General features: G+C 43.5%; 14 protein-coding genes. 12 read left to right on the forward strand and 2 right to left on the reverse strand.

Translation table 11 applies throughout. The annotated features are described in order from the left end of the window. Positions 1 to 75: 75 nt before the first annotated feature. The 4 genes from C5O00_RS06300 to C5O00_RS06315 all read left to right on the forward strand — a co-directional run bounded on the left by C5O00_RS06300 (position 76) and on the right by C5O00_RS06315 (position 6581). Positions 76 to 840, forward strand: coding sequence for an exodeoxyribonuclease III (locus C5O00_RS06300; RefSeq protein WP_105215913.1), 765 nt, complete (start codon positions 76 to 78; stop codon positions 838 to 840). A gap of 21 nt (positions 841 to 861) precedes the next feature. Then, positions 862 to 1815 (forward strand): OmpA/MotB family protein, encoded by a 954-nt coding sequence (locus tag C5O00_RS06305; RefSeq protein WP_105215914.1) that lies wholly within the window; start codon positions 862 to 864, stop codon positions 1813 to 1815. A 39-nt stretch (positions 1816 to 1854) separates the two neighbouring features. After that, positions 1855 to 2892 carry an NADP(H)-dependent aldo-keto reductase gene (locus C5O00_RS06310; RefSeq protein WP_105215915.1) on the forward strand — a complete coding sequence of 346 codons (1038 nt, stop codon included), beginning with the start codon at positions 1855 to 1857 and terminating at the stop codon, positions 2890 to 2892. 125 nt (positions 2893 to 3017) lie between these two features. Further along, complete coding sequence (locus C5O00_RS06315; protein ID WP_105215916.1) at positions 3018 to 6581, forward strand: HYR domain-containing protein; 3564 nt, start codon at positions 3018 to 3020, stop codon at positions 6579 to 6581. Position 6582: 1 nt separating this feature from the next. Here the strand turns inward: C5O00_RS06315 and radA are convergent, their stop codons facing one another. Further along, positions 6583 to 7947, reverse strand: a complete 1365-nt coding sequence (gene radA, locus C5O00_RS06320) for a DNA repair protein RadA (protein ID WP_105215917.1) — start codon at positions 7945 to 7947, stop codon at positions 6583 to 6585. A 73-nt stretch (positions 7948 to 8020) separates the two neighbouring features. Here radA and C5O00_RS06325 point away from each other — a divergent pair, with 73 nt between their 5' ends. The 8 genes from C5O00_RS06325 to C5O00_RS06360 all read left to right on the forward strand — a co-directional run bounded on the left by C5O00_RS06325 (position 8021) and on the right by C5O00_RS06360 (position 24138). Then, a complete protein-coding gene (locus tag C5O00_RS06325; protein WP_105215918.1) occupies positions 8021 to 11014 on the forward strand; it encodes a sensor histidine kinase in 2994 nt (997 codons plus the stop codon). Positions 11015 to 11017: 3 nt separating this feature from the next. Continuing rightward, on the forward strand, positions 11018 to 11659 hold the full coding sequence (locus tag C5O00_RS06330) for a response regulator (protein WP_105215920.1): 642 nt from the start codon (positions 11018 to 11020) through the stop codon (positions 11657 to 11659). A 100-nt stretch (positions 11660 to 11759) separates the two neighbouring features. Next, a complete protein-coding gene (locus tag C5O00_RS06335) occupies positions 11760 to 15824 on the forward strand; it encodes an HYR domain-containing protein (protein ID WP_105215922.1) in 4065 nt (1354 codons plus the stop codon). A gap of 16 nt (positions 15825 to 15840) precedes the next feature. Further along, positions 15841 to 16338 carry a T9SS type A sorting domain-containing protein gene (locus C5O00_RS06340; RefSeq protein WP_105215924.1) on the forward strand — a complete coding sequence of 166 codons (498 nt, stop codon included), beginning with the start codon at positions 15841 to 15843 and terminating at the stop codon, positions 16336 to 16338. Between the two features lie 3 nt (positions 16339 to 16341). After that, positions 16342 to 17016, forward strand: coding sequence for an outer membrane protein (locus C5O00_RS06345; protein WP_105215926.1), 675 nt, complete (start codon positions 16342 to 16344; stop codon positions 17014 to 17016). Between the two features lie 10 nt (positions 17017 to 17026). Further along, entirely contained in the window at positions 17027 to 20236 is a 3210-nt protein-coding gene (locus tag C5O00_RS06350; protein ID WP_158676791.1) for an autotransporter outer membrane beta-barrel domain-containing protein, read from the forward strand. A gap of 10 nt (positions 20237 to 20246) precedes the next feature. Then, positions 20247 to 23561 carry an autotransporter outer membrane beta-barrel domain-containing protein gene (locus tag C5O00_RS06355; RefSeq protein ID WP_105215930.1) on the forward strand — a complete coding sequence of 1105 codons (3315 nt, stop codon included), beginning with the start codon at positions 20247 to 20249 and terminating at the stop codon, positions 23559 to 23561. Beyond that, complete coding sequence (locus tag C5O00_RS06360; protein ID WP_105215932.1) at positions 23545 to 24138, forward strand: hypothetical protein; 594 nt, start codon at positions 23545 to 23547, stop codon at positions 24136 to 24138. Before C5O00_RS06355 ends, C5O00_RS06360 begins: the two co-directional genes overlap by 17 nt. A gap of 66 nt (positions 24139 to 24204) precedes the next feature. On the opposite strand, the gene C5O00_RS06365 is transcribed toward C5O00_RS06360, so the two are convergent. Beyond that, complete coding sequence (locus tag C5O00_RS06365; RefSeq protein ID WP_105215933.1) at positions 24205 to 25359, reverse strand: alpha/beta hydrolase; 1155 nt, start codon at positions 25357 to 25359, stop codon at positions 24205 to 24207. Positions 25360 to 25406 lie beyond the last annotated feature (47 nt).

Genomic DNA, 25406 nt, shown 5'->3' on the forward strand with positions numbered 1-25406 from the left:
TTTCGTGCAGTTGTTATGGTAAAAATACGATGTTATTTACTTTAGTGCTTCCGTAACGAGATCAAAACAATCCTTATGAAAATTATATCCTATAATGTGAATGGAATCCGTGCCGCAATGCGAAAGGGGCTAATGGACTGGTTGAAAGCAGCAAGCCCGGATGTGTTCTGTATCCAGGAAACCAAGGCGATGGAAGACCAGGTAGAAATAGCCGAGATCGAAGCAGCCGGATATCCGTATCATTATTGGTACAGTGCTCAGAAAAAAGGTTATAGCGGGGTGGCTATTTTTTGTAAAAAGCAACCCGAGCAGGTAGTATACGGAACCGGGATAGACTATATGGATTTTGAAGGTAGGAACCTGAGAGTGGACTATGACGGAGTTTCCATTATGAGTTTGTATTTACCCAGCGGGACTAATCTGGCGAGACTGGACCATAAGCTAACCTATATGGCCGATTTTCAGACGTATGTGGATGAATTGCGAAAAGAAGTACCCAATCTGGTTATTTGCGGCGATTACAATATTTGTCATGAGGCCATCGATATACATGACCCGGTTAGAAATAAGAATGTATCGGGTTTCCTGCCGGTGGAGCGCGAATGGATAGGCAATTTTATCGATAGTGGATTTATAGATTCCTTCCGTTTCTTTAATAAAGAGCCCCATAACTACACTTGGTGGAGTTACCGGGCCAATTCCAGGGCCAATAACAAAGGCTGGCGTATCGACTACAACATGGTGGCCCAGCCCCTACAAGAAAAAATGAAACGTGCCGTTATATTAGCAGACGCATACCACAGTGATCATTGTCCGCATTTGCTGGAGTTATCACTTTAAATGTCCTAAATTTTATTCGCTATGATTAAAAAGATTTTCTTCGGAATTATTCTATTCTCGCTAACTGCCTCTTGTGTCTCATCGAAGATATACGAAGACCTTCAGGCGCGATACGACGCGCTAAAAGCTGAAAACGAATCCCTGATGTCGCGATTGGATGCGCAGAATGGAAAAGGAGAGGAATATTCGGTACAAAAGCTTAGGATGGAGATCGACCGGTTAAATGCCGAGAACAGCAGGCTTAAAATGGACCTGGCCGCCGTGGAAAATAGCCTGGAACGCCTTCAGTCTTCTTATGATGCCCTCGAGGCAAATAGTTCTTCGGCTCTAACAGAGAACCTGGAACGCAATCGCAAATTGCTGGAAGAACTGGAAGTGAAGGAAAAGCGACTTTCGGAAGAAGAGGCACGATTAAAACAACTTCAGAAACAATTGTCAGACAGATCGGCGAGAGTAGACGAACTGGAAGGGATCATTGCAGCAAAGGATGCAAAGATGCGCGCCCTGAAGGAAGCAATTTCTGCTGCCCTGGTAAATTTTGAAGGTAATGGCCTCACTGTAGAACAACGCGACGGAAAGGTTTACGTATCTATGGAGAACAAACTATTGTTCGATAGCGGAAGTTGGGCAGTTAATAGTAGAGGCCGTGAAGCTGTTGTCCAGCTAGGAAAGGTGTTGGCTCAGAATAAAGAAATAGCAGTTTTAATTGAAGGCCATACCGATAATGTACCTTATGGCGGAAGTGGGAACATTACGGATAATTGGGATCTGTCTACCAAACGTGCAACCGCCATTGTCTCTATTCTTACCCAGAATTCGGGTATTCCTAAAGATAATCTAACGGCAGCCGGGAGAGGAGAATACGCGCCTGTGGCTCCAAATACTACTTCGGAAGGCAGGTCGAAAAACCGACGCATTGAGGTTATCCTTACCCCTAAGTTGGATGAGATCGCAAAATTGCTAAACGATATTTAACAGGCCTTATCTCTGAACATAGTTTAGGAAACCCTATTTATGAAATATACCAACCTACCCAATACAGACCTTCAGGTTAGCAAACTATGTTTAGGAAGCATGACCTGGGGTCGTCAAAATACCGAAGCCGAAGGCCACATTCAACTGGATTATGCGCTGGAAAAAGGAATAAATTTTATCGATACCGCCGAAATGTATGCGGTACCTTATTCTGATAAGACCCAGGGAAGTACCGAAAGGATAATTGGAAGCTGGTTGTCCAGGTCCGGAAAACGTGATAAGATCATACTTGCTTCTAAAATTGCCGGGCCTTCACGCGGTTTTAAATTTATACGGAACCCACTAAATTTCAGTAAACAGGCAATAGATGATGCACTGCATAAAAGTTTACAACGCCTGCAGACAGATTATTTAGACCTGTATCAGCTTCATTGGCCGGAACGCAATGTAAACGTATTTGGCAAACGCGAATATGATCATAGGGGTAATGCAGAGTGGGAAGATAACATTGGTACTATCCTTGAGAGCCTGGAAACCTATGTAAAAGAGGGTAAGATAAGATATGTGGGAGTTTCTAACGAAACTCCCTTCGGATTAATGCGATATATGGAAGAGCACAGAAAAGGGAAGCTTAAAATGGTGTCTACACAAAATTCATATAATTTGTTGCAGAGGCGAGATGAAATTGGGCTTTCAGAGGTGGTTCAAATGGAGAATATAGGCTATTTGGCGTACTCTCCATTAGCCTTTGGAGTGCTTAGTGGAAAATATCTCAATATGGCAAAACCTGAGAATGCACGAGTAACCCTTTTCCCTAACTACAATCGATACAGCGGTGCCAGCTCCTTAAGAGCCACCGAAAAATATCAGGCTATTGCCCAAAAGTATGGGTTGAGTCTGGTTCAAATGGCGCTCGCTTTTGTTACGGATAGACCCTTTGTGACATCCAATATAATTGGTGCTACAAGTCTCGGTCAGCTAAAGGAGAACATAGCAAGCATAGAGGTATCACTTTCGGAAGAAATTCTGAAGGAAATAGACAAAGTACATAATGAAATGCCAAATCCTGCACCCTAATGTTCGGTTTTGCAGGAATATTCAGAAACCAAAGATAATTTAGCTTTAAAAAATTGAGAGAGATTCAGATAGAATTCAGAATTTTCACTTACCTTTAGCCTTAGTAGCCACCAAATCAGATAGTTATGAAAAATCTTTACCTAATTATATTCATATTTATTGGATGCAGTCTAACTCAACTTCATGCTCAGGAGTATTTAGATCTTATTCATAATCCAACCGAAACCACCACTTTAGAAGAAGTTCAGCAGTTGGCCAACGCCTACTTTGAGAACAGGGATAGAGGCCGCGGAAGTGGATATAAACAGTACAAACGATGGGAATATCACACCCAACGCATGGTCAATTCGGACGGCAGGTTGAAAAATTTTAGCAAGCTTACCTATGATGCGATCCAGCAATTGGAATCGATGGCTATTCCCGAAAATATGATGCCTGCAAACTGGACCCCGATGGGGCCGGTAAGTTATTCTAATGGAAACAGTGGCTATAATGGAGGTTTGGGGCGCGTAAATGTGGTTGCATTTCATCCAACCAACGCTAATATCATCTACATAGGAGTTCCGGCCGGAGGAGTATGGAAAACCACAGATGGAGGATCCACATGGACCCCAATGTCGGATACCCTCGCAAGTATTGGAGTTTCCGGTATTGCGGTAGATCACACCAATCCGAATACGGTTTACATACTAACTGGTGATGGAGATGGAGCCGACACCTATTCCATTGGTGTTATGAAATCGACAGATGGAGGTGCAACCTGGAATACTACAGGACTCACCTGGGGAGTGACAAATTTTGTTAGAGGTTATAAACTAATAATGCATCCTTCCAACAGCAATATCATGATGGCTGTTACCAATGCCGGAATATACAGAACCACCGATGGTTGGGCTACTTCCAGTAATGTACAGGCAGGAAATTTCAGGGATATTGAATTTAAACCCGGAAGTCCGGCAACAGTATATGCCGTTACAACCAATACCTTTTATAAATCTACAGATACCGGAGCCAGCTGGGCTGTTACCGGAACAGGACTGCCAACTGGTGAAAACAGGGTTGCTCTGGCTGTGACGCCGGCTAATAGTAATTACGTGTATTACCTGGCCGGTCCGGGTGGAGCCGGAGGAGGGGGAACCTATAACGGGATGTATCGCTCGACAGACTCGGGAGCTACTTTTTCTACCATGTCTACTACGCCTAATATTCTTGGTCACGACGTAAATGGGGCGGGAACCTCAGATCAGTCGTGGTATGACTTGGCTATAGCTGTTAACCCTACCAATGCTAATAATACCATTACAGGTGGTGTGAACGTCTGGCGGTCTACCGATGGTGGTGCTTCCAATTCTTTGATAGCATATTGGTACTCCCCGGGTGCTAGTCAATATGTACATGCAGATATACACGATCTTGCTTATAACCCTGTTGACAATAAATTGTATTGTGGAAGTGACGGTGGTATTTCGGTAAGTTCAGATCATGGAGTTACCTGGACCAACATCTGGAACGGTTTGCAGATCATGCAATTCTATAAGATCTCCGGAGTGGAAGCAAACCAAAACCTGCTTCTTGGTGGAGCCCAGGACAATGGTTCGAATAAATATACCGGCTCCACTACAATTGAGCATATACTTGGGGGAGATGGGATGGATAATATGATCGATTATAACAACAATAACAATCTTTATTACAGCTTTCAAAATGGGGGTCTTCAAAGATCGACCAATGGTGGTACGACTTCGGTAGGCATACAACCCGGAGGATCTACCGGAGCCTGGGTAACTCCTTATGCCATGGATGCTACTAATCCTAGTATTATCTATGGTGGTTATAGCGATGTATACAGAAGTACCAATATGGGTACTTCCTGGACAAACTTAGGATCGGACGGCCGTGGTGCGATAGCAGTTGGGATTAACGATCCTTCCAGATTATATGCGGCTAACGGTAGTACCTTACAAACATCTGCCAATACAGGAGGATCCTGGACCACTATATCTGGAGCTCTTCCTGCATTAACTATTACTTCCATAACGGTCGATCCGGCAAATGCCTCCAGGGTATGGGTTACCTTCGGAGGGTTCACTGCCGGGCAAAAAGTATACGAATCTACCGATGCCGGAAGCAACTGGACCAATATATCGGCTGGACTTCCTAATGCACCTGCTCTAAGTATCGCTTACGAAAATACCGGGGGTTCACCTATGGATGCAATTTATGTGGGAATGTCTGTGGGCGTGTATTATCGATCCGATTCGACCGCATGGACGGCCTATAATACAGGCTTACCCAATGTTCCGGTATACGACCTTGAAATAAATCATACAAATTCGAAAATAAGAGCTGGAACATATGGTAGAGGACTATGGGAGTCACCTCTTTTCAGCGCTCCTGTATGTGATATAGCTGCGGCTAATGCGACCACCACACCACCTTCCTGTCCCGGAGGAAATGACGGTACGTTAACGGTTACTGCCTCATGTACAACCTGCGGTAGTATTCAGTACACCATAACTCCTACTTCTCCACCCGGCCCACCGATCGTGCAGGTTGGAAACGGAGTATTTACAAATTTACCGGCCAACTCCTACAATGTAACAGTAGAGGATACCTTAGATTCTACATGTAATGACACCTACGTGAACAATCCGGTAGTAGTACCGGCGGGAACCGATGGAATTGCACCTGCAATTGGTTGTCCGGCAGATGTAAATGTGGAATGTGGCAACGATACTTCTCCTGCAAGTACCGGTACGGCTACCGCGGCAGATAATTGTGATCCTAGTCCGTCGGTTACCTTTAGCGACAGTTCTGCGCCGGGATGTGGTTTAACAGAAGTTATTACACGTACATGGACGGCTACCGATGCCTCTGGTAATGCCGCCGTTTGTACACAGGTGATCACCGTAGTAGACACTACAAATCCTACCATTAGCTGCCCACCGGATGTTATTGTAAATAATGACCCTGGAGTATGTGAAGCGATAGTGAATTATACCACACCTACGGGTACCGATGGCTGTGGAGGGGTAACTGTTACCCAGACCGCAGGTTTCTCATCCGGTAGTTTATTCCCGGTTGGAACAACAACCAATGCCTTTATAGTTACCGATGATTGCGGGAATGTTTCTTCCTGCTCGTTCGATGTAATTGTGAACGATAATGAAAACCCTGTTGTAGTTTGTCCTCCGGATCAAACGGTAACTGCCGGTGCCGGAAACACTTATTTAGTGCCCGATTATCTCGCCACGGCCCAGGCCACTGCCAACGATAATTGCACGAGTCCGTTAACAAATACCTCTCAAAACCCTGCTGCCGGTACAATGGTAAGTCCGGGTGTATATACGGTAACTGTTATGGCTACAGATGCGGCCGGAAACACAGGAGCTTGTAGTTTCCAGTTAACGGTCGATCCAACCTTGGGAATTGAAGGACAAATAAATCCGGGTTCTATTGTGCTATACCTCAATCCTGCGAAAGATTTCGTGATCTTAAGTAACCCTGAACAGATAGCACTTGAAAAACTCGAGATATTTAATGTACAGGGACAATTGATTAAAACGATCGGTTTGTCGCAATCCGGAATTGAAAAGACTATTGATGTTTCTGAACTATCCAGCGGAAACTACCTGTTTGTAATTTATGCCGGATCGGAGCGAATTGTAAAACAGATCGTGAAAGAATAGGTTACCCAAAAAGATGATGAACCACATCATTCACTTTGGAAACCCTAATGATATTGATAGTATAGTTATCCTTCGGAAGTTTACAGTATTTTGATATTACTATGCTTCCGAAGCCTAACTTTTCAGCTTCATGAATTCGCTGTTCCACACGGGTAACAGGCCTTACTTCTCCTGCAAGTCCAACTTCGGCTGCGAAGCAGACTGTTTTATCAATTGCAATGTCCACGTTAGAGGAAAGTACAGCCGCAATTACCGCCAGGTCGATCGCAGGGTCATCCACCGAGATCCCTCCTGTAATATTTAAAAAGACATCTTTGGCACCTAATTTAAAACCAGCTCTTTTCTCAAGGACTGCCAGCAGCATATTAAGTCGTTTCACATTGAATCCTGTGGCAGATCGCTGTGGGGTACCATATACTGCCGAACTTACAAGAGCCTGAATTTCTATCATGAGCGGCCTCATCCCCTCAAGAGTGGCCGAAATTGCAGTCCCGCTTAGATTCTCCTCATTCCTGGAGATAAGGATCTCCGAGGGGTTATCTACCTCCCTTAAGCCACTTCCCTGCATTTCGTAAATACCTAGTTCGTTGGTACTGCCGAAGCGATTTTTGTTGGCGCGTAAAATTCGATAAACGTGATTTCTATCCCCTTCAAACTGAAGCACAGTATCTACCATATGCTCTAAGATCTTGGGTCCGGCAATATTACCGTCTTTGGTAATATGGCCGATAAGGATCACAGGGGTAGCAGTTTCTTTCGCAAATTTTATAAGTTCGGCGGTACATTCACGGATCTGTGAAATACTTCCGGCACTACTTTCTATATAATCTGTATGCAGGGTTTGGATAGAATCTACCACGACAATATCCGGCTCGATCTCGGCTATTTGCCTGAAGATATTTTGAGTTTTGGTTTCGGTAAGAATAAAGCAGCTTTCAGAGCCCGGATTGATACGTTCGGCCCGCATTTTAATCTGCTGGGCACTTTCTTCTCCCGAAACATATAGCGTTTTATAAGGCAACGCCAAAGCCACCTGTAACATAAGTGTGCTTTTACCAATGCCGGGTTCACCACCCAGCAGTGTTAAAGATCCGGGGACAAGACCACCTCCTAGCACACGATCAAGTTCGTTGTTTGCCGTGTGCATGCGCATTTCCGCATTCGCTGAAATATCGGCTATTTTCTGGGGTTTGGCAACGCGTTTTACGCCCGTGGTTTCTTCTGGTTTCCAACTGCTTTTTTCGGCTTTTTGGATCACCTCTTCGGCTATGGTATTCCACTCTTTACAGGAAGTGCATTGCCCCTGCCATTTGGCGTATTGAGATCCGCAATTCTGACAGAAAAAAGTTGTTTTTGTTTTAGCCATAGTACCTTCAGCAAAAATAGCGATAAAAATCCCTATCTTTCAGAAGCAAAAATTATTTTTCCATTTACCCCGAATGAAATTCCTCTCTTTATTCCTGCTACTAATCACCGTTCCCGCCTTATCGCAATCTTCAAAATTAGACCATAGCATATTCGACCAAAACGATGGCCTCGAACTAGACCGAATATTGGCGATGGAATTTGATGATGAAGGCTTCCTTTGGCTGGGAGGAACAAATCAGGATGTGCGAAAGATAATACTTAATGACACGGAACTTGCGCTTCAACGCTTCAATGGAAGCATCTTTCACACAATTCCGTTGCCCGTGGTACAGCCGCCTTTAACATTGGTGAGTCATATTTACAAAAGAGAGGACGGTTTGTTCTATGTGGTAGCACAGTCTGAAGAAGAGCATCTGTACCTATTCGATCCGTTAAGTCTCGAATTTTCTGAAATTGAAATGGGTGATACTGATAAAGGGCTGGTGAGCTGTTCGAACGTATTCAGGTATAAAGATAAAGATTACCTTCTTACTCAGGAGGCCTCTACCATAACCCTCAATGTTCTCACCAAAGATGCCGTATTAGTACCACAATTTAGCTTTCAGAATAAAGATCACAGATTCCTGTTAGAGTCTTCAACCAAATTTCTACCGTTTGATGATTTCTGCCTAATTGGCGATGATAATTTTCCGCTCACATTATTGGATTGGGAAGGCAATGTGCTCAAAGAATTTCAACCCGAGACTTTCAGAGCGGATCGAGGTTCGAACGTATCAAAATTTTGGTTAAAGGAAATATTTACTGTAGGAAATAAACAATTTACCTTTCCCTATAAGAGCCAGCAACTTCATAGTATCAATGTTGATTCACAAACCATCCAGCCGGAAAATGAGTTCGTGCCGGAAGATGAAAATATTAATACCGTACAAGATGCACATGGAAATCACCTGATCGTTTCAGTAAGTGATGATGGTGTTATTAGTTTTTTTGAGACTTCGGAAGAAAGAATAGAATTAAAGTATCGGTTCGCCGCCTTTGATGAAAACCCCGCTGTAAAACTCATATCACAAGACCTAACAAAAGACCTTTGGATTGGGACCTCGAGCAACCAATTACATCATTTTAAATTTCCTTCCGAAAAGATCAGGAACTTTCTTATGGGTTCTTCCATAAGAGCGATACATCATCTGGACGGCCCTAATTATTTGGTTGCAACCGAAGCTGATGGCTGGTATAATATCAATACCGAAACCCAAGAGCAGAAACCATTTCCACTGAAAGAGGCGAATAAGCTATTTATACCCAATTCTTCTCGTAATATGATACTGGAAGGGGACAGTTTGTGGAGTAATCATGGGGGTAGTGTAATAAGAGTAAATGTCGCTACTGGAGTAGCGAGGAGTTATAAGCATTTTCCCATCCTGTGTTTAGAAAGATTAAATGATTCGTTGCTGGTCTATGGTACGAAAGGATATAAATTAATGGGTTTTAATACTCATACCAGGGCCCACCGCGAATTGGCTACCACAGATTCACTGGAGGTCTACGATGTTTCTATATCCCGCAACAAGGAGTTTATTCTTGGCGGGACAGATTTAGGTCTTTTGGTATTTAATACTAAAACTTCGGAAGCCAGATTACTTGAGACTTCTTCCGGGCTTGAAGACGAATTTATCCTGATGGTGGACCGGCTAGTAGATTCTCAATTTTTATTAGGTACTCGTTCCGGCAAACTTATTCGCTTTGATGCGGCTTCAGAAACTTTTGAAACACTGTATGAAGACCCCCTGAAAGCCGGTATAGCAACTGTTTTACAAGACGGTGATAGTTACTGGATCAACACTTTCAATGGACTCGTGGTTTATGATTCTAAAAACAACAGCAGTGTTAGATACTCTAAAAAAGATGGATTAAGTGACAATGAGGCAAACAGATATAGTGCTTTAAAGCGGGGTGATGAGATGCTGGTGGGTACGATCAACGGACTTAATTATTTTCGTCCTTCCCAATTAAACCCCAGGAAGATAGAGGCCAGTTTGGTATTACTGAAAGTGAAGAATTACGATGGTGATCTAGGGGAGATGGTGGATAATTTTAACCGCGTTAAATTAGATCAGGAAAAGAGGATCGTGCTAACGGCTGAAAATAAATCTTTTGAGATCGACTATTCACTTACCCATAATATCGACGCTATGCCTATTAGTTATCGCTACAGACTGGACGGTGATCCCTGGACGGATCTTGGAACACAATCTTCCCTGCGCTTTTCAAATTTTGCAACAGGAAGGTTCAACCTGGAGATCGAAGCATTGGATTTTTCGGGTAATAAGATCGGGGAGTCGCTGGAAATACCTATAATTTCGAAGGATTTTTTCTATAAGACCTGGTGGTTCTATTTGCTAGTACTCTTTCTTGCTTCAATTTTGTTCTTTTATCTTCTGAAGCAGGCGAGCTTAAAGAGTCGTCTTCAGCAAAGATTCTCTGAAGCACTTATGTTTTCGCAAGAGCGGGAGCGCACCCGCATAGCCGGTGAATTACACGATAGTGTTGGACAGCAATTAACCCTTATCAAGAAAAAGGCACAAAATGCCGATCATGATGAGATTTCAGCCCTTACCCATAAAGCGCTGGAAGAAGTAAGAGGAATTTCCAGAGGACTATACCCGGCTGTGTTAAAACAACTGGGGCTCACAGAAAGCATTGAGCAATTGATATACGATCTTGATGAGGAAACCAGTATGTTCTTTTCTGCCGATATCGATAATATAGACGATCTATTAAATGAAAAGGAATCGTTGAATTTCTACAGGTTCATACAGGAAAGTTTTAATAATATCGTAAAACATTCGCAGGCAACGTCGGTGGACGTAACTATAAAACGAAGATCAAGAGGTTTTACGGCCAAAATAGAGGATAATGGGATAGGGTTTTCGGTTTCAGAAAAAGAGAAACAAAATAGCCTTGGCCTTAAGACTTTGTCCGAACGCATTCGTATCTTGGGAGGGACTTTAACATTGGAGAGTACGCCCAATGGAGGTACACGAATCATAGCCGATATAAAATAGACCATGAGTAATCTAAAAATTCTTGTCGCCGATGATCATCCTATGTTGTTGAAAGGACTAACCGATGAATTGTCCAATAACGGTTACCATGTGCTGGAAGGTGCTGAAAATGGAGCACAGGCCTTAGAGATCATCCTTGATAAAGCACCTCAAATCGCTATCCTGGATATAGAGATGCCTATTCTTTCAGGCTTCGAAGTGATAAAAAAATGTCGTGAAGAAGATCTAAAAACCCGATTCATCATTTTAACCTCCCACAAGGAAAAGGCCTTTGTACACAAGGCAAAGAAGCTTAATATATCCGGTTATCTGCTAAAAGACGAACCATTTAAAGAAATAGATGCCTGTATCCAGGCTGTAGCTAAAGGCGAAAATTATTTTAGTAAGGAATTTGATGAAATATTCAATACCCAGGTTTCGCCAGAGCTCGCGAAAATAAAATTCTTATCTCCCTCCGAACGAACTATCGTTAGACTCATCGCCCAGGAAAAGACCTCGAAAGAGATTGGAGAGTTACTTAGTATTTCCTATCGAACGGTTCAGAAACATAGGGCCAATATCATCCAGAAACTCGATTTGCCTTCCGGAATGGACGCTCTCTCCCAATGGACCGAAGAGAATAAGGAACTTATTCTTTCCCTGTAAGAAAAGTACATAAGTACCCCTACTTAGTTTTAGACATTACGTACGTATTTTCTGGTATTTGCTGCGCCTATATATTTACCATAACCAATCTAAACGCAATATGAGGGCCAGCTTATTTCTACTATTCTGCTTCATTTCGCTTACCATGTTCAGTCAGGATGATCCACCTGTGGCGGTATGCATGGATATCCCTTCCCTGGTTTTAGATGGCTCCGGAATGGCGACAATCGTAGGAAGCGATGTGGACGGAGGATCCTCGGATGATATGGGAACGATCACCCTTTCGGTGACACCAGATACCTTTAGTTGTGCAGATATTGGACCCAATACCGTTACCCTTACAGTAACAGATTCGATAGGGCAGACAGATACATGCACAGCCACAGTTACTGTAGTGGATACTACGGCACCTATGGTGCTGTGTCAAGATATAACCATTCAGCTTGATGGTAATGGAAATGCTTCCATCACAGCGCTGGATATTGATAATGGTTCTTCAGATAATTGTACGATCGCTTCGCTAAGTGCGAGCCCCAATACATTCAATTGCAGCAACCTGGGAGCAAATAGTGTTACCCTAACAGTAACCGATTCCAGCGGGAATAGCAGTAGTTGTGTGGCGACGGTAACCGTTGAAGATACAGACAGCTATCCGCCCGTAGCTGTTTGTCAGGATATCACAGTGCAACTGGATGCCACCGGAATGGTAACAATTACAGCCGATATGCTGGATGGTGGCTCCACAGATAATTGTGGGAATATGACCTTCTCCGCTTCCCAAACTACCTTCAATTGTAATGATGTGTATAACCCACCTCTGGCCAGCATGATCATTACAGGAATAATAGACGGCCCCTTAGCAGGGGGCACTCCAAAAGCCATTGAAGTTTATGTCACAGAAGATATTCCGGATCTCAGCTTATTTGGCCTGGGAGTTGCGAATGATGGCGGGGGTTCTAACGGACAGGAATTTTCGTTTTCGGCAGGTACAGCTATCGCCGGGAGTTTCATTTATATTGCTTCGGAAAGTACCAATTTCAATAACTTTTTTGGGTTTCTCCCAGACGAGACATCGGTGGCGATCGATGTAGACGGAAACGACGCAGTCGAATTATTTTTCAATGGAGGCGTAATCGACGTATTCGGGGATATTAATGCCAGCGGAACAGCTACGGCCTGGGAGTATTTGGATGGTTGGGCGTACCGAAAGAATAATACCGGACCAAATGGTTCTACTTTTCAGGTCAACGACTGGTTTTTCAGTGGGATAAACATCCTGGATGGCGAAACTTCAAATGCCACCGCGTTGATACCTATGCCTATAGGAAATTACTCTTATACACCCTCCGGGACCGCGACACCTATCGCTGTAACACTTACTGTTACAGATGGGAATGGGGATAGCGATTCCTGCATAGCAAATGTCACCGTTGAAGATAATATTGCACCCACTGCCATCTGCCAGAACATCACTGTACAGCTAAACAGTATGGGCGAATTCTTTCTGGATCAACTCACCGATCCTTCTAATCCTTCTTCACCCACATACATCGAACTCATAGCCGGCGCCTCATCCGATAATTGTAGCGTGGCCACTTATACAGCAGAACCCAGTGCTTTCTTTTGTGCCGATATTGGCGTGAATAACATCGTGGTGACCGTTACTGATAGCTTCGGAAATCAGGCCGTTTGCTCATCTGCCCAGGTTACTGTAGAAGACAACATTGCACCGCAGATGATGTGCCAGGACATTACTGTACAACTGGATGTAAACGGAAATGCAACCATCAGCGTAGACGACATAGATAACGGAAGTTCGGATGCCTGCGGAATCGCCAGCCGATCCCTGGACATTAGTTCGTTTAGCTGTGCCGACATTGGTCCTAATACTGTTACTCTTACTGTAACCGATAATAACGGAAATTCCAATACATGCACGGCCACCGTAACCGTAGAGGATACGATCCCACCAGATGCCTTATGCCAGAACATTACGGTACAACTTGATGCTTCCGGAATGGTTACCATAGCAGCATCTGATATCGACGGCGGAAGTAATGCCGCCTGCGGAATTTCTTCCCTAACTGCAGATATCACCAATTTCGATTGCAGCAACCTGGGCGATAATCCGGTAGTACTTACAGTTACCGATAATAACGGAAATTCTAATACGTGTACGGCCATAGTGACCGTCCAGGATAATGTTGCCCCAACGGCGATAGGAATGGATATTACGGTTCAACTGGACAATAGTGGGAATGCAGTTATCTCCGGAAGCATGTTAGACAATGGCTCCACAGATAATTGTAATTCACTAACCTATACTGCCAATCCCGATACCTTTAGTTGTACAGATGTTAGTGCTCCGGTTGCGGTAACATTCACCGTTACAGATGCTTCCGGTAACTCGTCATCGGACACAGTAATGGTTACCGTGGAAGATGTTGAGGCCCCGGTTGCCAACTGCCAGGATATCACCATACAATTGGATGCCAGTGGGAATGCAAGTATCACTCCTGCCGATGTGGATGGTGGAAGCACGGTTTCGTGTGGCAACGCCAGCCTAAGCATCGATAGAAATACCTTTAATTGTGCAGATATTGGTGCAAATAATGTAGTGCTTACGGTTACCAATGCCAGTGGTTTAACCAGCAATTGTACTGCCGTAGTTACGGTTACCGATGTGGTCGCTCCAACTGTTGTCTGTACCGATATTACAATTCAGCTTGATAACACAGGCTCTGCCTCGATCACTGTAGACGATATAGATAATGGAAGTTCGGACGTATGTGGGATCGCGAATAGATCTTTGGATGTAAGTACGTTCAACTGCTCTAATATTGGGCCAAATAACGTAACGCTTACGGTCACAGACTCCAATGGAAACTCAGCGAGTTGTACTGCCGTAGTTACTGTACAAGACCTGATAGCACCTATAGCGGTTTGCCAGAACATCACCCTACCTTTGAACGCTTCCGGGATGGCATCAATTACGGCTATGCAGGTTGATGGTGGTAGTAGTGATTTCTGCGGAATTGTTTCACGCTCTGTAGACGTTTCTGCTTTCGATTGTAGTAACCTGGGGGCTAATACGGTCGTGCTAACGGTAATGGATGGCAGCGGAAATACAGACAGCTGTACAGCCGTTGTTACCGTGGAAGACGTAACGCCACCAAACGTGATCTGCCAGAATATCACTGTTCAGCTTGATGCTTCGGGAACCGTTACTATAAACCCGGCCGATCTGGACGATGGCAGTACAGATGCTTGTGGAATAGCCACATACTCTATAAGTAATAACTTCTTTAACTGTAATTCGATAGGCGCCAACAGTGTTATCCTAACCGTTACAGATACCAGTGGAAATAGCAGTACATGTAATGCCATTGTGAACGTAGAAGATAATATAGCTCCTAATGTTTCCTGCCAGGATATAACGGTCCAACTAGATGCTTCGGGAACCGCATTCATTAATCCGGCTAATGTGAATAGTGGTAGCTCTGATGCCTGCGGGATAGCTACCATAAATATTGATGTGAATTCGTTCGATTGCAGCGATATTGGGACGAACAACGTTACCTTAACGGTAACCGACGTAAATGGAAATTCCAACAGTTGTGTTGCAGTGGTCACGGTGGTAGATACCGTCGATCCCTTGATAAATTGTCCTTCAGATCAATCGGTTTCAATCCCCAATGGAAGCACGTACACCCTGCCAGACTATTTCGCTGGCGGATTAGCTACGGCTAGTGATAATTGTACTTCAACCATTTCGGTATGGAGTCAGAATCCCGCACCAGGAACTTTACTGGATCCTGGAACTTATACGATCTCGGTAACAGTAGAAGACGACAATGGAAACAGTGATAGTTGCAATTTCGATCTAACCGTAGGGTTCGACTTGGGTTTACATGACCAGGAATTAGAAAATATAAAGTTATATCCCAATCCGGCCACCAGCAGCATCAGGCTTAGTAAAATAAGGGCGGTAGGTGTTAATAGTATTTCGCTTTACGATCTCTCGGGCCGACTTGTAAAAGAGTTTCCGGTGTTACAGGGAGCAGATAGCCAGGAACTGGATATTTCGGAAGTAGCCAGCAACGTATATCTGTTGCTTATAAAGACGGAATTCGGACTGGTAACAAAACAATTTATAAAAGAATGATTATTCAGAAAAAATTATGAAACGATCTGTATTAATAACATTGCTCTGCTTGCTAGTAGCAGGCCTGAATGCTCAGGAACTGGTACGATCAACGGTGGGCGTATCGGGTACATCCTCGCAGCTTAAAAGCGGGGATAAAACCTATACTGTTCAGCAAAGTGTTGGGCAGTCGAGTGTTATTGGACTCTACACTGCCAACAGCCTGGCCATACGACAGGGATTTATTCAGCCTCCCATTAAGATTTTAAGCACCGGAGGTGACAACGATGATCTAATCGATGCGATAATCTATCCAAACCCTTTTACCAGCGATATTCGGATTGTTTTCAATGAGACTCTGGAAGGTGGGATCGATATCATAATTTATGATATGCTCGGCAGGGTTGTACACAACATGAACACCAGAGCCGGGAAGGAGATAAATCTAGATCTATCATTTTTAGCGAGCGCACAGTACGTGCTGCTTCTTACTTCAGAAAAAAGACAATTTAAGGCAAACATCTTGAAAAATTAATCCATGAAAAAAATCGCACTAATATTCGTCCTCTTTTTAGGTTTCACTGCCCATTCTCAAGGCCTTTACGTTGAGGTTGGGAAGGTAGATTCGAATTTCAAATTCACCAATTCAGAAGGAGAGGAACTTGCCAACCTGCAGCATACTACACAAAATTATATGGAGGCAGGTTATCGCCGGCAGGTGTTTACCGAAGGATTTAATGTGGCCTTGGGCCTCAATTATAACAGCTACGGATCTGTGGGTAGCGACAATTCCCTGAACAATTTCTTTGAATGGGATGCGGATTACCTGGGGATCGTCCTTGGGTTCGATTATGCATTGTTCGACATAGACAAGCTGGAATTTCATTTAAAAGCTACCACCTCGCTAGAGTTTATGTTGCAAGGAACACAAACTATCAACAACCAGGTGATCAATTTAACCGATACCGAAGAATTTGACGACAATGCTATTTTCTTTCGTGGAGGTGCGGGCTTAAGCTACCCTCTTACCGAGACCAGCAGCATCTACTTACAGTATTTGTATGGTCAAAGCCTTGGAATGAACGACGATAACAACGGCAGCACGAGCCAGGAAGAATTAAAGATAAACACACATATGGTGGGAATAGGGATACGAATTGCAATTCCATCCAAAGACACCGATGAAGATAACAACGAAGAATCTGAAGAATAAAAGGCATATTATGAAAAAATTAAACCTACTATTCGTTTTATTGATCCTCTCTGTAACGGGGATGGCTCAAACCGATGGATTAAGCTATCAGGCGGTCATTTTAGATCCTGAAGCACAAGAGATCCCGGGGCAGGATATTACCAACAATGTCCTGATCAATGCACCACTCACAGTAAGATTCACCATCCTAAAACGTGATGGAACGATATTGTACAAGGAAACTCAGGAAACACAAACCGATGGCTTTGGGATGATCAACCTCATTATTGGGCAAGGCCAGCCTTCCAATGGACTGTTTACTGAAATAGAATGGGATGGTGTGCCAAAAAACCTTCAGGTGGATTTAAATCTGGATGGCAATTTTAAAATGCTAAATAAGGAGCCACTTACTTTCATTCCCTATGCTTTTCATCGAAATATTACTGCTACCGGTACGCTTAATGTAGATGGGGAGGTCTTGTTTGGAAATAACCTGGTGGTGGATGGCGAAACCCGATTAAATGACGCCTTATTTGTAAATAATGAGAGTCCGTCTGTTTTTTCCGGCACCCTGGTGGTGGCAGGAACTTCTACTTTGAATAATTCACTGTCTGTAACCAACGAGAGCCCTACTTTTTTAACCGGGACCCTAGATGTGGACGGCGCCGCACGACTAAACAATACCTTAACAGTAGAAGAAGCTACTCAGCTTAACAGTACCTTGGATGTGGACGGTGCAACAACACTAAACAATTCACTTACCGTGACCAATGAAAGCCCAACCATCTTAACCGGGACTCTGATAGTGAATGGAATTACCGATTTTAACAATGCTGTAAACATCAACAATGGGAGCCCGTTAAATGTAACCGGCAACCTGAATGTTGACGGTGCCACTACGCTCAATGATGATCTCACGGTAAACGGGGATACTAATTTAAACAGTTCACTTAGTGTTAATAATAGTAGTCCCGCAGACTTGTCTGGTACCCTGAATGTAGATGGTGCGACAACTCTGGGAAGTAGTCTGCAGGTATCCGGACAAACCAATTTGGAAGATCTTTTAAATGTAAATAATCAAAGTCCTACAAATCTGTCTGGAAGTTTAACGGTAGATCTCCCAACCAATTTAAACAGCAGTCTGTCTGTAAATAACGGCGCGCCTACTTTTCTTTCCGGTACGCTTGAAGTATTAGGCGCTATAACTCTCAACAACAACTTAACCGTAAACGGAGTTACCAATTTAAATGATGCGTTATTTGTAAACAACGGAAGTTCCACGTTTTTATCGGGAGATCTTACTGTTACGCAAGCAACCTCGCTGGATGGCACTTTACTGGTGGAAGGAGCGTCCACCCTTAACTCGAATACTACGGTTGCCAATGCATCTCCAACCTTACTTACAGGTACGCTGGAAGTAGATATGCCAACTACCTTGAACAATACCCTGGACGTAACAAATGGAAGTGCAACCAATTTATCCGGTGTGCTGAACGTGGATGGAGAAACAACGTTGAAGAATAATGTTGAGGTGGCTAATCAAAGTGAAACACTCTTAACAGGCTTGTTGATGGTGGATGGAGAAACTACTTTAAATAATTCACTCGAAGTAACCGGCGGAAATAAGACCGAGCTTACAGGGGAGTTGGTGGTTGATGGGGTAACTTCTCTACAATCTGAACTGAAAGTTTTGAACCAGAGCGAAACTAATTTAAGTGGAGCGTTGAATGTTACAGGCGCGGCCAACTTTAGTGATATGGTAACAATTGCCGGTGAAACAACAATCAATAACAACCTCACAGTTACCGGTACGGCTTCGCTAGGAAGTATTTCTACCGAAACGATCGCCGTGGAAAGTAATAACCCCAATTATGTGGCGACCTTTACCAATACCAACGCCGGTACGGGAGATGGGATACTTATAAAACTAGGAAGGAACCACGGTTTAAATGGGATAGCACCGCTGCCAAATCCTTTGGTTGAAAACGGAGGAAATCCATTATACGCTCAGGCGATCGCTCTAATGAAGACACAGTTATCTAATCCGGGTAGCATCACACCTTCCGAGATCATTAGTGGCTTTGGTAGTAACGTTAACAATCTTAGGTCTGGTGCTGTGATCGCAGTAAACGATTTCGTTTTCAACCAGATCAACTCAACCTACGGGATCGCACCAGGAGCGGGAAATGGGAAAACTTTGCCCATTGTTACTTTCCCTTCCACCAACATACTACAAGGGGCAAATATCTTTGCAGGGGTTACCATACCTTTTGTGAACATAACTATTCCTAGAATAGATCTTCCCAGCATAAGCGTATTGCCGCAAAAAGCCGGATTACCTCCCGGGGTACTAAATCCTCCAATTCCGGACTTTATTCCGGGTCTGCCCATTTCGAATAATAATGGTGGGTTACCGCCGGTAGAAATCCCATTTATCCCGATAACCGATGTGCCAATTTCACTTTCGAAGCAGAATGTGTACGTTTCTTTCAGGGATCAAAACGATCTTATAACCGGGGAAATAAGGGGGCAATCCATAAGCGATTTCTACGCCTCTACCATTTGTGACCCTGTTTACCTTATCAATGTACTTTCCTCATTTGTTGGGGTCGATCTGCTGGACGGACTTACTGCCGGAGCGGTTGAGATTACAAATCTTATCGATGCTTTTAATAAGATAGGAGTTGAGTACACTTCTGGGAATGGCGATTACGCCGAGTGGCTCGAGAGAATTAATCCCGCCGAATATTTAACCGCAGGAGATATAGTGGCAGTAAAGGGAGGAAAGATCACCAAAGATCTCACCGATCTTGAACAGATTATGGTGGTATCGCACCGGCCGATCATTCTTGGGAATGTGCCGGAAGAAGGAAAAGAAGGCCTTGGAAACAACGTGGCTTTTATGGGGCAGGTGCCAGTTAAAGTGATGGGGCCTGTTCATACCGGAGACTTTATAGTTGCGCACCCGGAACTTTCGGGATACGGTGTAGCTATCGCACTAAAAGATATGACAGCCGATGATTTTGTGAAGGCCGTAGGCCGTTCGTGGGAGGAAAATCTCAAAGAAGGTCCTAAAATGGTGAATACCGTGGTAGGAGTCCACAATGGAGATTGGGCAAATATCATGAAAAAACTGGAGGCCAAACAGCGAAATTACGAGCAAAAATTCAAGGCGATCGAAGCGCAGGTAAATATGCTGGAAGACAAAGCAGATGCTTTGCTATTAGAATCTAATAAGTAAAATAACAGCCATGAAAAGAATTCTATTCTTAATGTTAATTTTCTCAGGATTTACGGCTATGTCTCAAACAGACGGGCTCGTTTACCAGGCGGTTATTTTAGATCCTGAAGCACAACAGATCCCGGGTGCAGATATCACCGGTAACGTTTTACCCAATACAGATTTGCTAATTCGATTCACCATTAGCAGTGAAACAAGTAATATAGATTACCGGGAAATTCAGGAAGCGAGAACAGACAAATACGGTATGATAAAGGTGATCATCGGTCAAGGGGAGGCGGTAATGGGCGATTTCAACGAGATCGATTGGGATGGCAATGAAAAGAACCTTTCGGTAGATATTAATCTCGATGGGAGCTACACTGCTTTAAGTAATCAACAACTACTGTTTATACCATACTCATATCATCGAAATATTACCGCTACAGGTTCTATGCAGATCGATGATGAAGTAAAATTTAAAAGTGATCTAACCGTAGATGGGACCACAAACTTAAATGGTAAACTGGGGGTGCATAACGGAAGTCCGGTTTCACTTAGCGGAACAATGGAAGTAGGTCTGGCAACCACCCTGCAGGACAGCTTGTTGGTTAACCAGACTTCTGCGACAAATTTGGGTGGAACCTTAAGAGTTGATAAGGAAACTCAGTTAAATTCCACTCTCGAAGTTGGGGAGGACTCAAAACTTAAGAGTACGCTTGATGTAGTGGATGCCACCGTATTGAATGATCTCAAAGTGACCGGCCAGAACCCTACGCTGTTCACAGGTACTTTAACAGTAGATGGAACAAGTAATTTTAATAGTGCGGTTAACATCAACAACGGAAATCCCCTAAATCTTTCGGGCGATCTTACTGTAGACGGCGAAGTACTTTTTAATGATGATCTAACAGTTGAAGGTGACACCAACCTCAATAGTTCGCTTTCGGTAAACAATACCAGTCCGGTTAATTTAAGCGGAACACTTAACACAAGTGGGCAAACCACGTTAAACGATATACTCCTGGTAAACGGAGAGACCAATTTGGATAATTTGCTCAATGTAAACAACGCAAGCCCAACTTACCTATCGGGAACACTAACCGTAGGGCTTTCCACAAATTTGAACGATGCATTGAACGTAAATTTTGAGAATCCCACCTTGCTTACAGGCTCACTGAATGTGAATGGAGAAATAGATTTTGGACAGGAATTAACCGTAAACGGAATCACCAATCTATTTGGCGATCTTTTTGTAAATAATGCAAGTATGACCGCATTATCCGGTAACCTGAATGTAGATGGGGCTACTCAGCTTCTTGGCACTATGGAAGTGGCAGATAACACCGTCTTTAATAATAACTTGACCGTGGCAAACCAATCGGCGATGTTCCTTAGTGGAACCTTAGAAGTTGATGGAGCCACCAGCCTGAATAATTCCCTGGATGTATTGAACATGAGCGAAACCAACCTCAATGGCACCTTGGGAGTAGATGGTTTAACCACCTTTATGGGCAATACAACCGTTGCTAATTCGGCGAACACGCTATTTACGGGAACCTTGAATGTAGACGGGCAGGCCTATATAAACAATATGCTTTTTGTAACTAATGCAAGTGATACTCACCTTACGGGATTGATAAATGTTGATGGCGTTACAAAACTGAACAACACCTTAAATGTTCAAAACAGCAGTGATAGTGATCTATCGGGAATACTGGATGTAACAGGAGCGGCCACATTCAATAATATAGTGGGCATAGCCGGATTTACTAATATTCAGAATAATTTAACCGTAACCGGACTTTCCGATATTAATACATTGCAAGCGGGATCTATCGCGATATCTGGAGATGCTACAGGGTTCCTTGCCAGTTTTAGCAACACCAATGATATAGACAATGGCGATGGTATTAAAATTACCCTTGGGAATAATCACGGGCGTTTTCTCAATGGAAATCTCATAAAGATCGATCAAACCTTGATTAGTAACGATCCAGGGGCACAAAATCCTCCTCCGGCTACAGATCCAACCTATGTAGCTGCCTTTAATTCCATTAAACAGAAGTTCATGAACAATGTCCCTCAGTTTACTGTGAATGATGTTATTGCCTTTTTACCTACGTTCAGAAATTACTCTATAGCCAATATCAATAATCTGGTATTACAGGAGATCAATACGCAGTTCAACCTGCCAAAGACCTTACCTTCAATTACTTCACCAAGTTATCTGGTGGATCAGTTTCCGGCACCAGGTACACCACAGATTCCATTGCCATTTGTTGCCTTTCCTGGTATAAATGGAATTTGTTCCGGGCAGTCTTGTTTTAGTGTATGTATTCCTCTGGCTGGCTGTGTAACGGTGTGTATCCCACCGGTAAATGTTTGTGTGCCGGACATCCCGCCGCTGATCATTCCGGAGTTAACGGTCCCGGGCTTAACATTACAGCCAACGATCCCTAACTTTATGCCGTCTCTACCCTTCCTGCCCGAACCAACAATACCTGTGGTAGAAATTCCTAATATTCCTACGGTGAATATTAGCAGCACGCTTAGTTCCGAAAATAACTATTTCACTTTCCAGGATGTGAACGGAACTCAGACCGGTGCGGTAAGAGCGCAATCTTTGGAAGATTTTGCCAATAACACAGTGTTGGATGATATTTATGTGTTCAATGTTGCCAGTAATTTTATTGGGATAGATCTTGCCGACGGAATTTCCAGCGGAGCCTCGGCCATGGTTTCACTTATAAGCGAGTTTAACAAGTTAGGGGTGGAATTTGCTTCGGGTAACGGGGATTATTCAGAATGGTTGGAGAGAATAAATAAAGACGAATATTTAAATGCCGGAGACATAGTGGCGGTAAAAGGAGGAAAGATCACTAAAGATCTGAAGGATTACGAGCAGTTAATGATCGTGTCTCATCGCCCGATAGTGTTGGGGAACACCCCTGAAAAGGGAAAAGAACACTTGGGGAATACGGTGGCTTTTATTGGCCAGGTTCCGGCAAAGGTAATGGGACCCGTTAGTAAAGGAGACTATATAGTGGCGAAGAGTAAATTTGATGGCTACGGGATCGCAGTGCATCCATCTGAAATGACCACGGAAGATTTTCTGATGGTCGTTGGCCGATCCTGGGATGAAAATCTGCATCAGGGACCAAAGATGGTCAATACAGTGGTGGGACTTCAGAACGGAGATTTCAGTAATAGGGTAAATCTATTTCAGAAGCAACAAAAACAAATGGACAATGCGATCGAAACCCTGGAATCCAGATTGGAACGCATTAGCGCGAATTTAAAACTTTCAGAAAAAAACAATAAGGATTATGCAAGTAAGGATTAGAACAACGTATTTATGGCTGTTTTCGCTTCTTTTTTTCTTCGGAAATGGTATTTCTCAGGAAACAGAGGGAGACTATACATTTACCGAAGCTCAACTGGCAATGCTGAAAAAGCAGGAGGTGGAAATTAACGCCTGGGTTGAAGAATTACAGACCCCCGGAGTACGTATTGAAGGCTCCACCATGGTCTTCAGTAATGAAGCGCAGAAACTAATAAAGGATGAGGCCTACCGTGCAAGTTGTTACGCAGAAGCGGGCTATACTTTCAGGGATGTACAGCTTAGCCTTACGGCTAATGAGATTCAGAAAGCTTTCTGGCAAATGATCAATCTCTATCCGTCTCATAAGGAGGAAGTATTGAAATATATTTACGCCTACGACAATGTATTTGAAACAGATAAAGTGGTGACTGCAGCATTTTACACCTATGGATTTTTCGATCCTGCCATAACTAAAATTGAAAAAGGGAGACCTGATGTATACAGGCCGGATCTGTTTGAAGGTCACTTGAAGAGTACACGCGAAATTGTTTCCTACATTCTATATTTCAGAAAACAGAATTCCACTAAACAAATGTAAATCGGGCCTAATTAACTAACCAGGCTTATCCCCGGTATTGCTGTAAAGCGATCCGGGGTTTGTTTTTTAATATCCGAAATCCTCCTTGATCTTATCTGCCTTATCCAGCATAAGATCTACCGTAATGAAGTCCACTTCTTCCTTGTCGAATGCTCCCTGGAAGGTACGCATGGCTTTTTTGGGTTCTCCGGTCTCTTCATAAAATCTTGCCATGTAATAATCTCCCAGCACGGTATCCGGATATTGCCGTTGTGCTAGGGAGGCGATTTCCCTGAGAGATTCCCATTGTTTTTTCTTTTCTGCGGCAGTAGCAGTAGCAATGAAGTCGTTAATTCGAATAGGATTTGTGAGTCCGAAAAGATCTTCGATAGTCTTATACTTGTCCATGAGGTAGGTGTGCACCGGAGTTTCCAGTTTCATCACTACATCTGTAAATTCTTGCTTACTAATTGGTCTGTACACCGAGAATATTTTCTCCATTGCCGAAGGTATGGCTCTTGCAACCAGCGAATAATGGGTTGCGCCCTCAAAATTATCATAATAATACTTGAAGGTGTCAGACTCGAGGGGTTTCAAGGATTTATTGAGGTTTTCAGAGATCTCCATCAGGTCCTTGATATCATCTGTACCAGTAGCCAGGTAATAGAAGATCTTCGATTCCACAGAGGGGATCCTTTGTGGTAATCTTTCGTCCATCATGGGAGCGAGATCGGGACTAAGGTTAATGTAGCCATTAAACAGGGGTGGGTCCTTAAAAAGGTAGTAATTAATGAAGTTTGCAGTGAAATCATGTCCAACGGCTATCACAAATTTAGCGGTTCGGTAATTTTCGTCTATATAAGGGATGAGTTCCAGGCCAAGAAACTCGAAAAAATCTGCCCCCTGGTCGGCAGGCATGAAGTTAGTATCGTCATAGCTACAATCGTCATAACGACTTTCTCCCTGCATCACCCCAACAACGATAGATTCGGGCATATCCTCCCAATATCCAAAATAATCTACATTCCCGGCAACCGGTTCGAACAAGTAGTTTGCATCCAGAACAACTACGATGGGATACACCTTATCGGTATTGGTTTCGTAGTCGCGCGGCAATTGGATTTTCAGGCGGCGGGGAGCATCCAGTTTATACGAATTGAATTCTTCGTAAATGATCTTAGATTGTCCGAAGGAAGTAAAAACGATCAGGACAGTAACAACCAGCGTAAGTATCTGTTTCATAAGAGGACTTTTTGGAGTTGAAAGATAGTAAATTTTGAAAATGCCGA

The organism is Pukyongia salina, assembly GCF_002966125.1.
GTDB classification, from domain to species: Bacteria; Bacteroidota; Bacteroidia; order Flavobacteriales; family Flavobacteriaceae; genus Pukyongia; species Pukyongia salina.

Bases quoted from the DNA above. Each gene is read 5' to 3' on its own strand.
- C5O00_RS06300 (WP_105215913.1), top strand. From the start codon at position 76: ATGAAAATTATATCCTATAATGTGAATGGAATCCGTGCCGCAATGCGA.
- C5O00_RS06305 (WP_105215914.1), top strand. From the start codon at position 862: ATGATTAAAAAGATTTTCTTCGGAATTATTCTATTCTCGCTAACTGCC.
- C5O00_RS06310 (WP_105215915.1), top strand. From the start codon at position 1,855: ATGAAATATACCAACCTACCCAATACAGACCTTCAGGTTAGCAAACTA.
- C5O00_RS06315 (WP_105215916.1), top strand. From the start codon at position 3,018: ATGAAAAATCTTTACCTAATTATATTCATATTTATTGGATGCAGTCTA.
- radA (WP_105215917.1), bottom strand. From the start codon at position 7,947: ATGGCTAAAACAAAAACAACTTTTTTCTGTCAGAATTGCGGATCTCAA.
- C5O00_RS06325 (WP_105215918.1), top strand. From the start codon at position 8,021: ATGAAATTCCTCTCTTTATTCCTGCTACTAATCACCGTTCCCGCCTTA.
- C5O00_RS06330 (WP_105215920.1), top strand. From the start codon at position 11,018: ATGAGTAATCTAAAAATTCTTGTCGCCGATGATCATCCTATGTTGTTG.
- C5O00_RS06335 (WP_105215922.1), top strand. From the start codon at position 11,760: ATGAGGGCCAGCTTATTTCTACTATTCTGCTTCATTTCGCTTACCATG.
- C5O00_RS06340 (WP_105215924.1), top strand. From the start codon at position 15,841: ATGAAACGATCTGTATTAATAACATTGCTCTGCTTGCTAGTAGCAGGC.
- C5O00_RS06345 (WP_105215926.1), top strand. From the start codon at position 16,342: ATGAAAAAAATCGCACTAATATTCGTCCTCTTTTTAGGTTTCACTGCC.
- C5O00_RS06350 (WP_158676791.1), top strand. From the start codon at position 17,027: ATGAAAAAATTAAACCTACTATTCGTTTTATTGATCCTCTCTGTAACG.
- C5O00_RS06355 (WP_105215930.1), top strand. From the start codon at position 20,247: ATGAAAAGAATTCTATTCTTAATGTTAATTTTCTCAGGATTTACGGCT.
- C5O00_RS06360 (WP_105215932.1), top strand. From the start codon at position 23,545: ATGCAAGTAAGGATTAGAACAACGTATTTATGGCTGTTTTCGCTTCTT.
- C5O00_RS06365 (WP_105215933.1), bottom strand. From the start codon at position 25,359: ATGAAACAGATACTTACGCTGGTTGTTACTGTCCTGATCGTTTTTACT.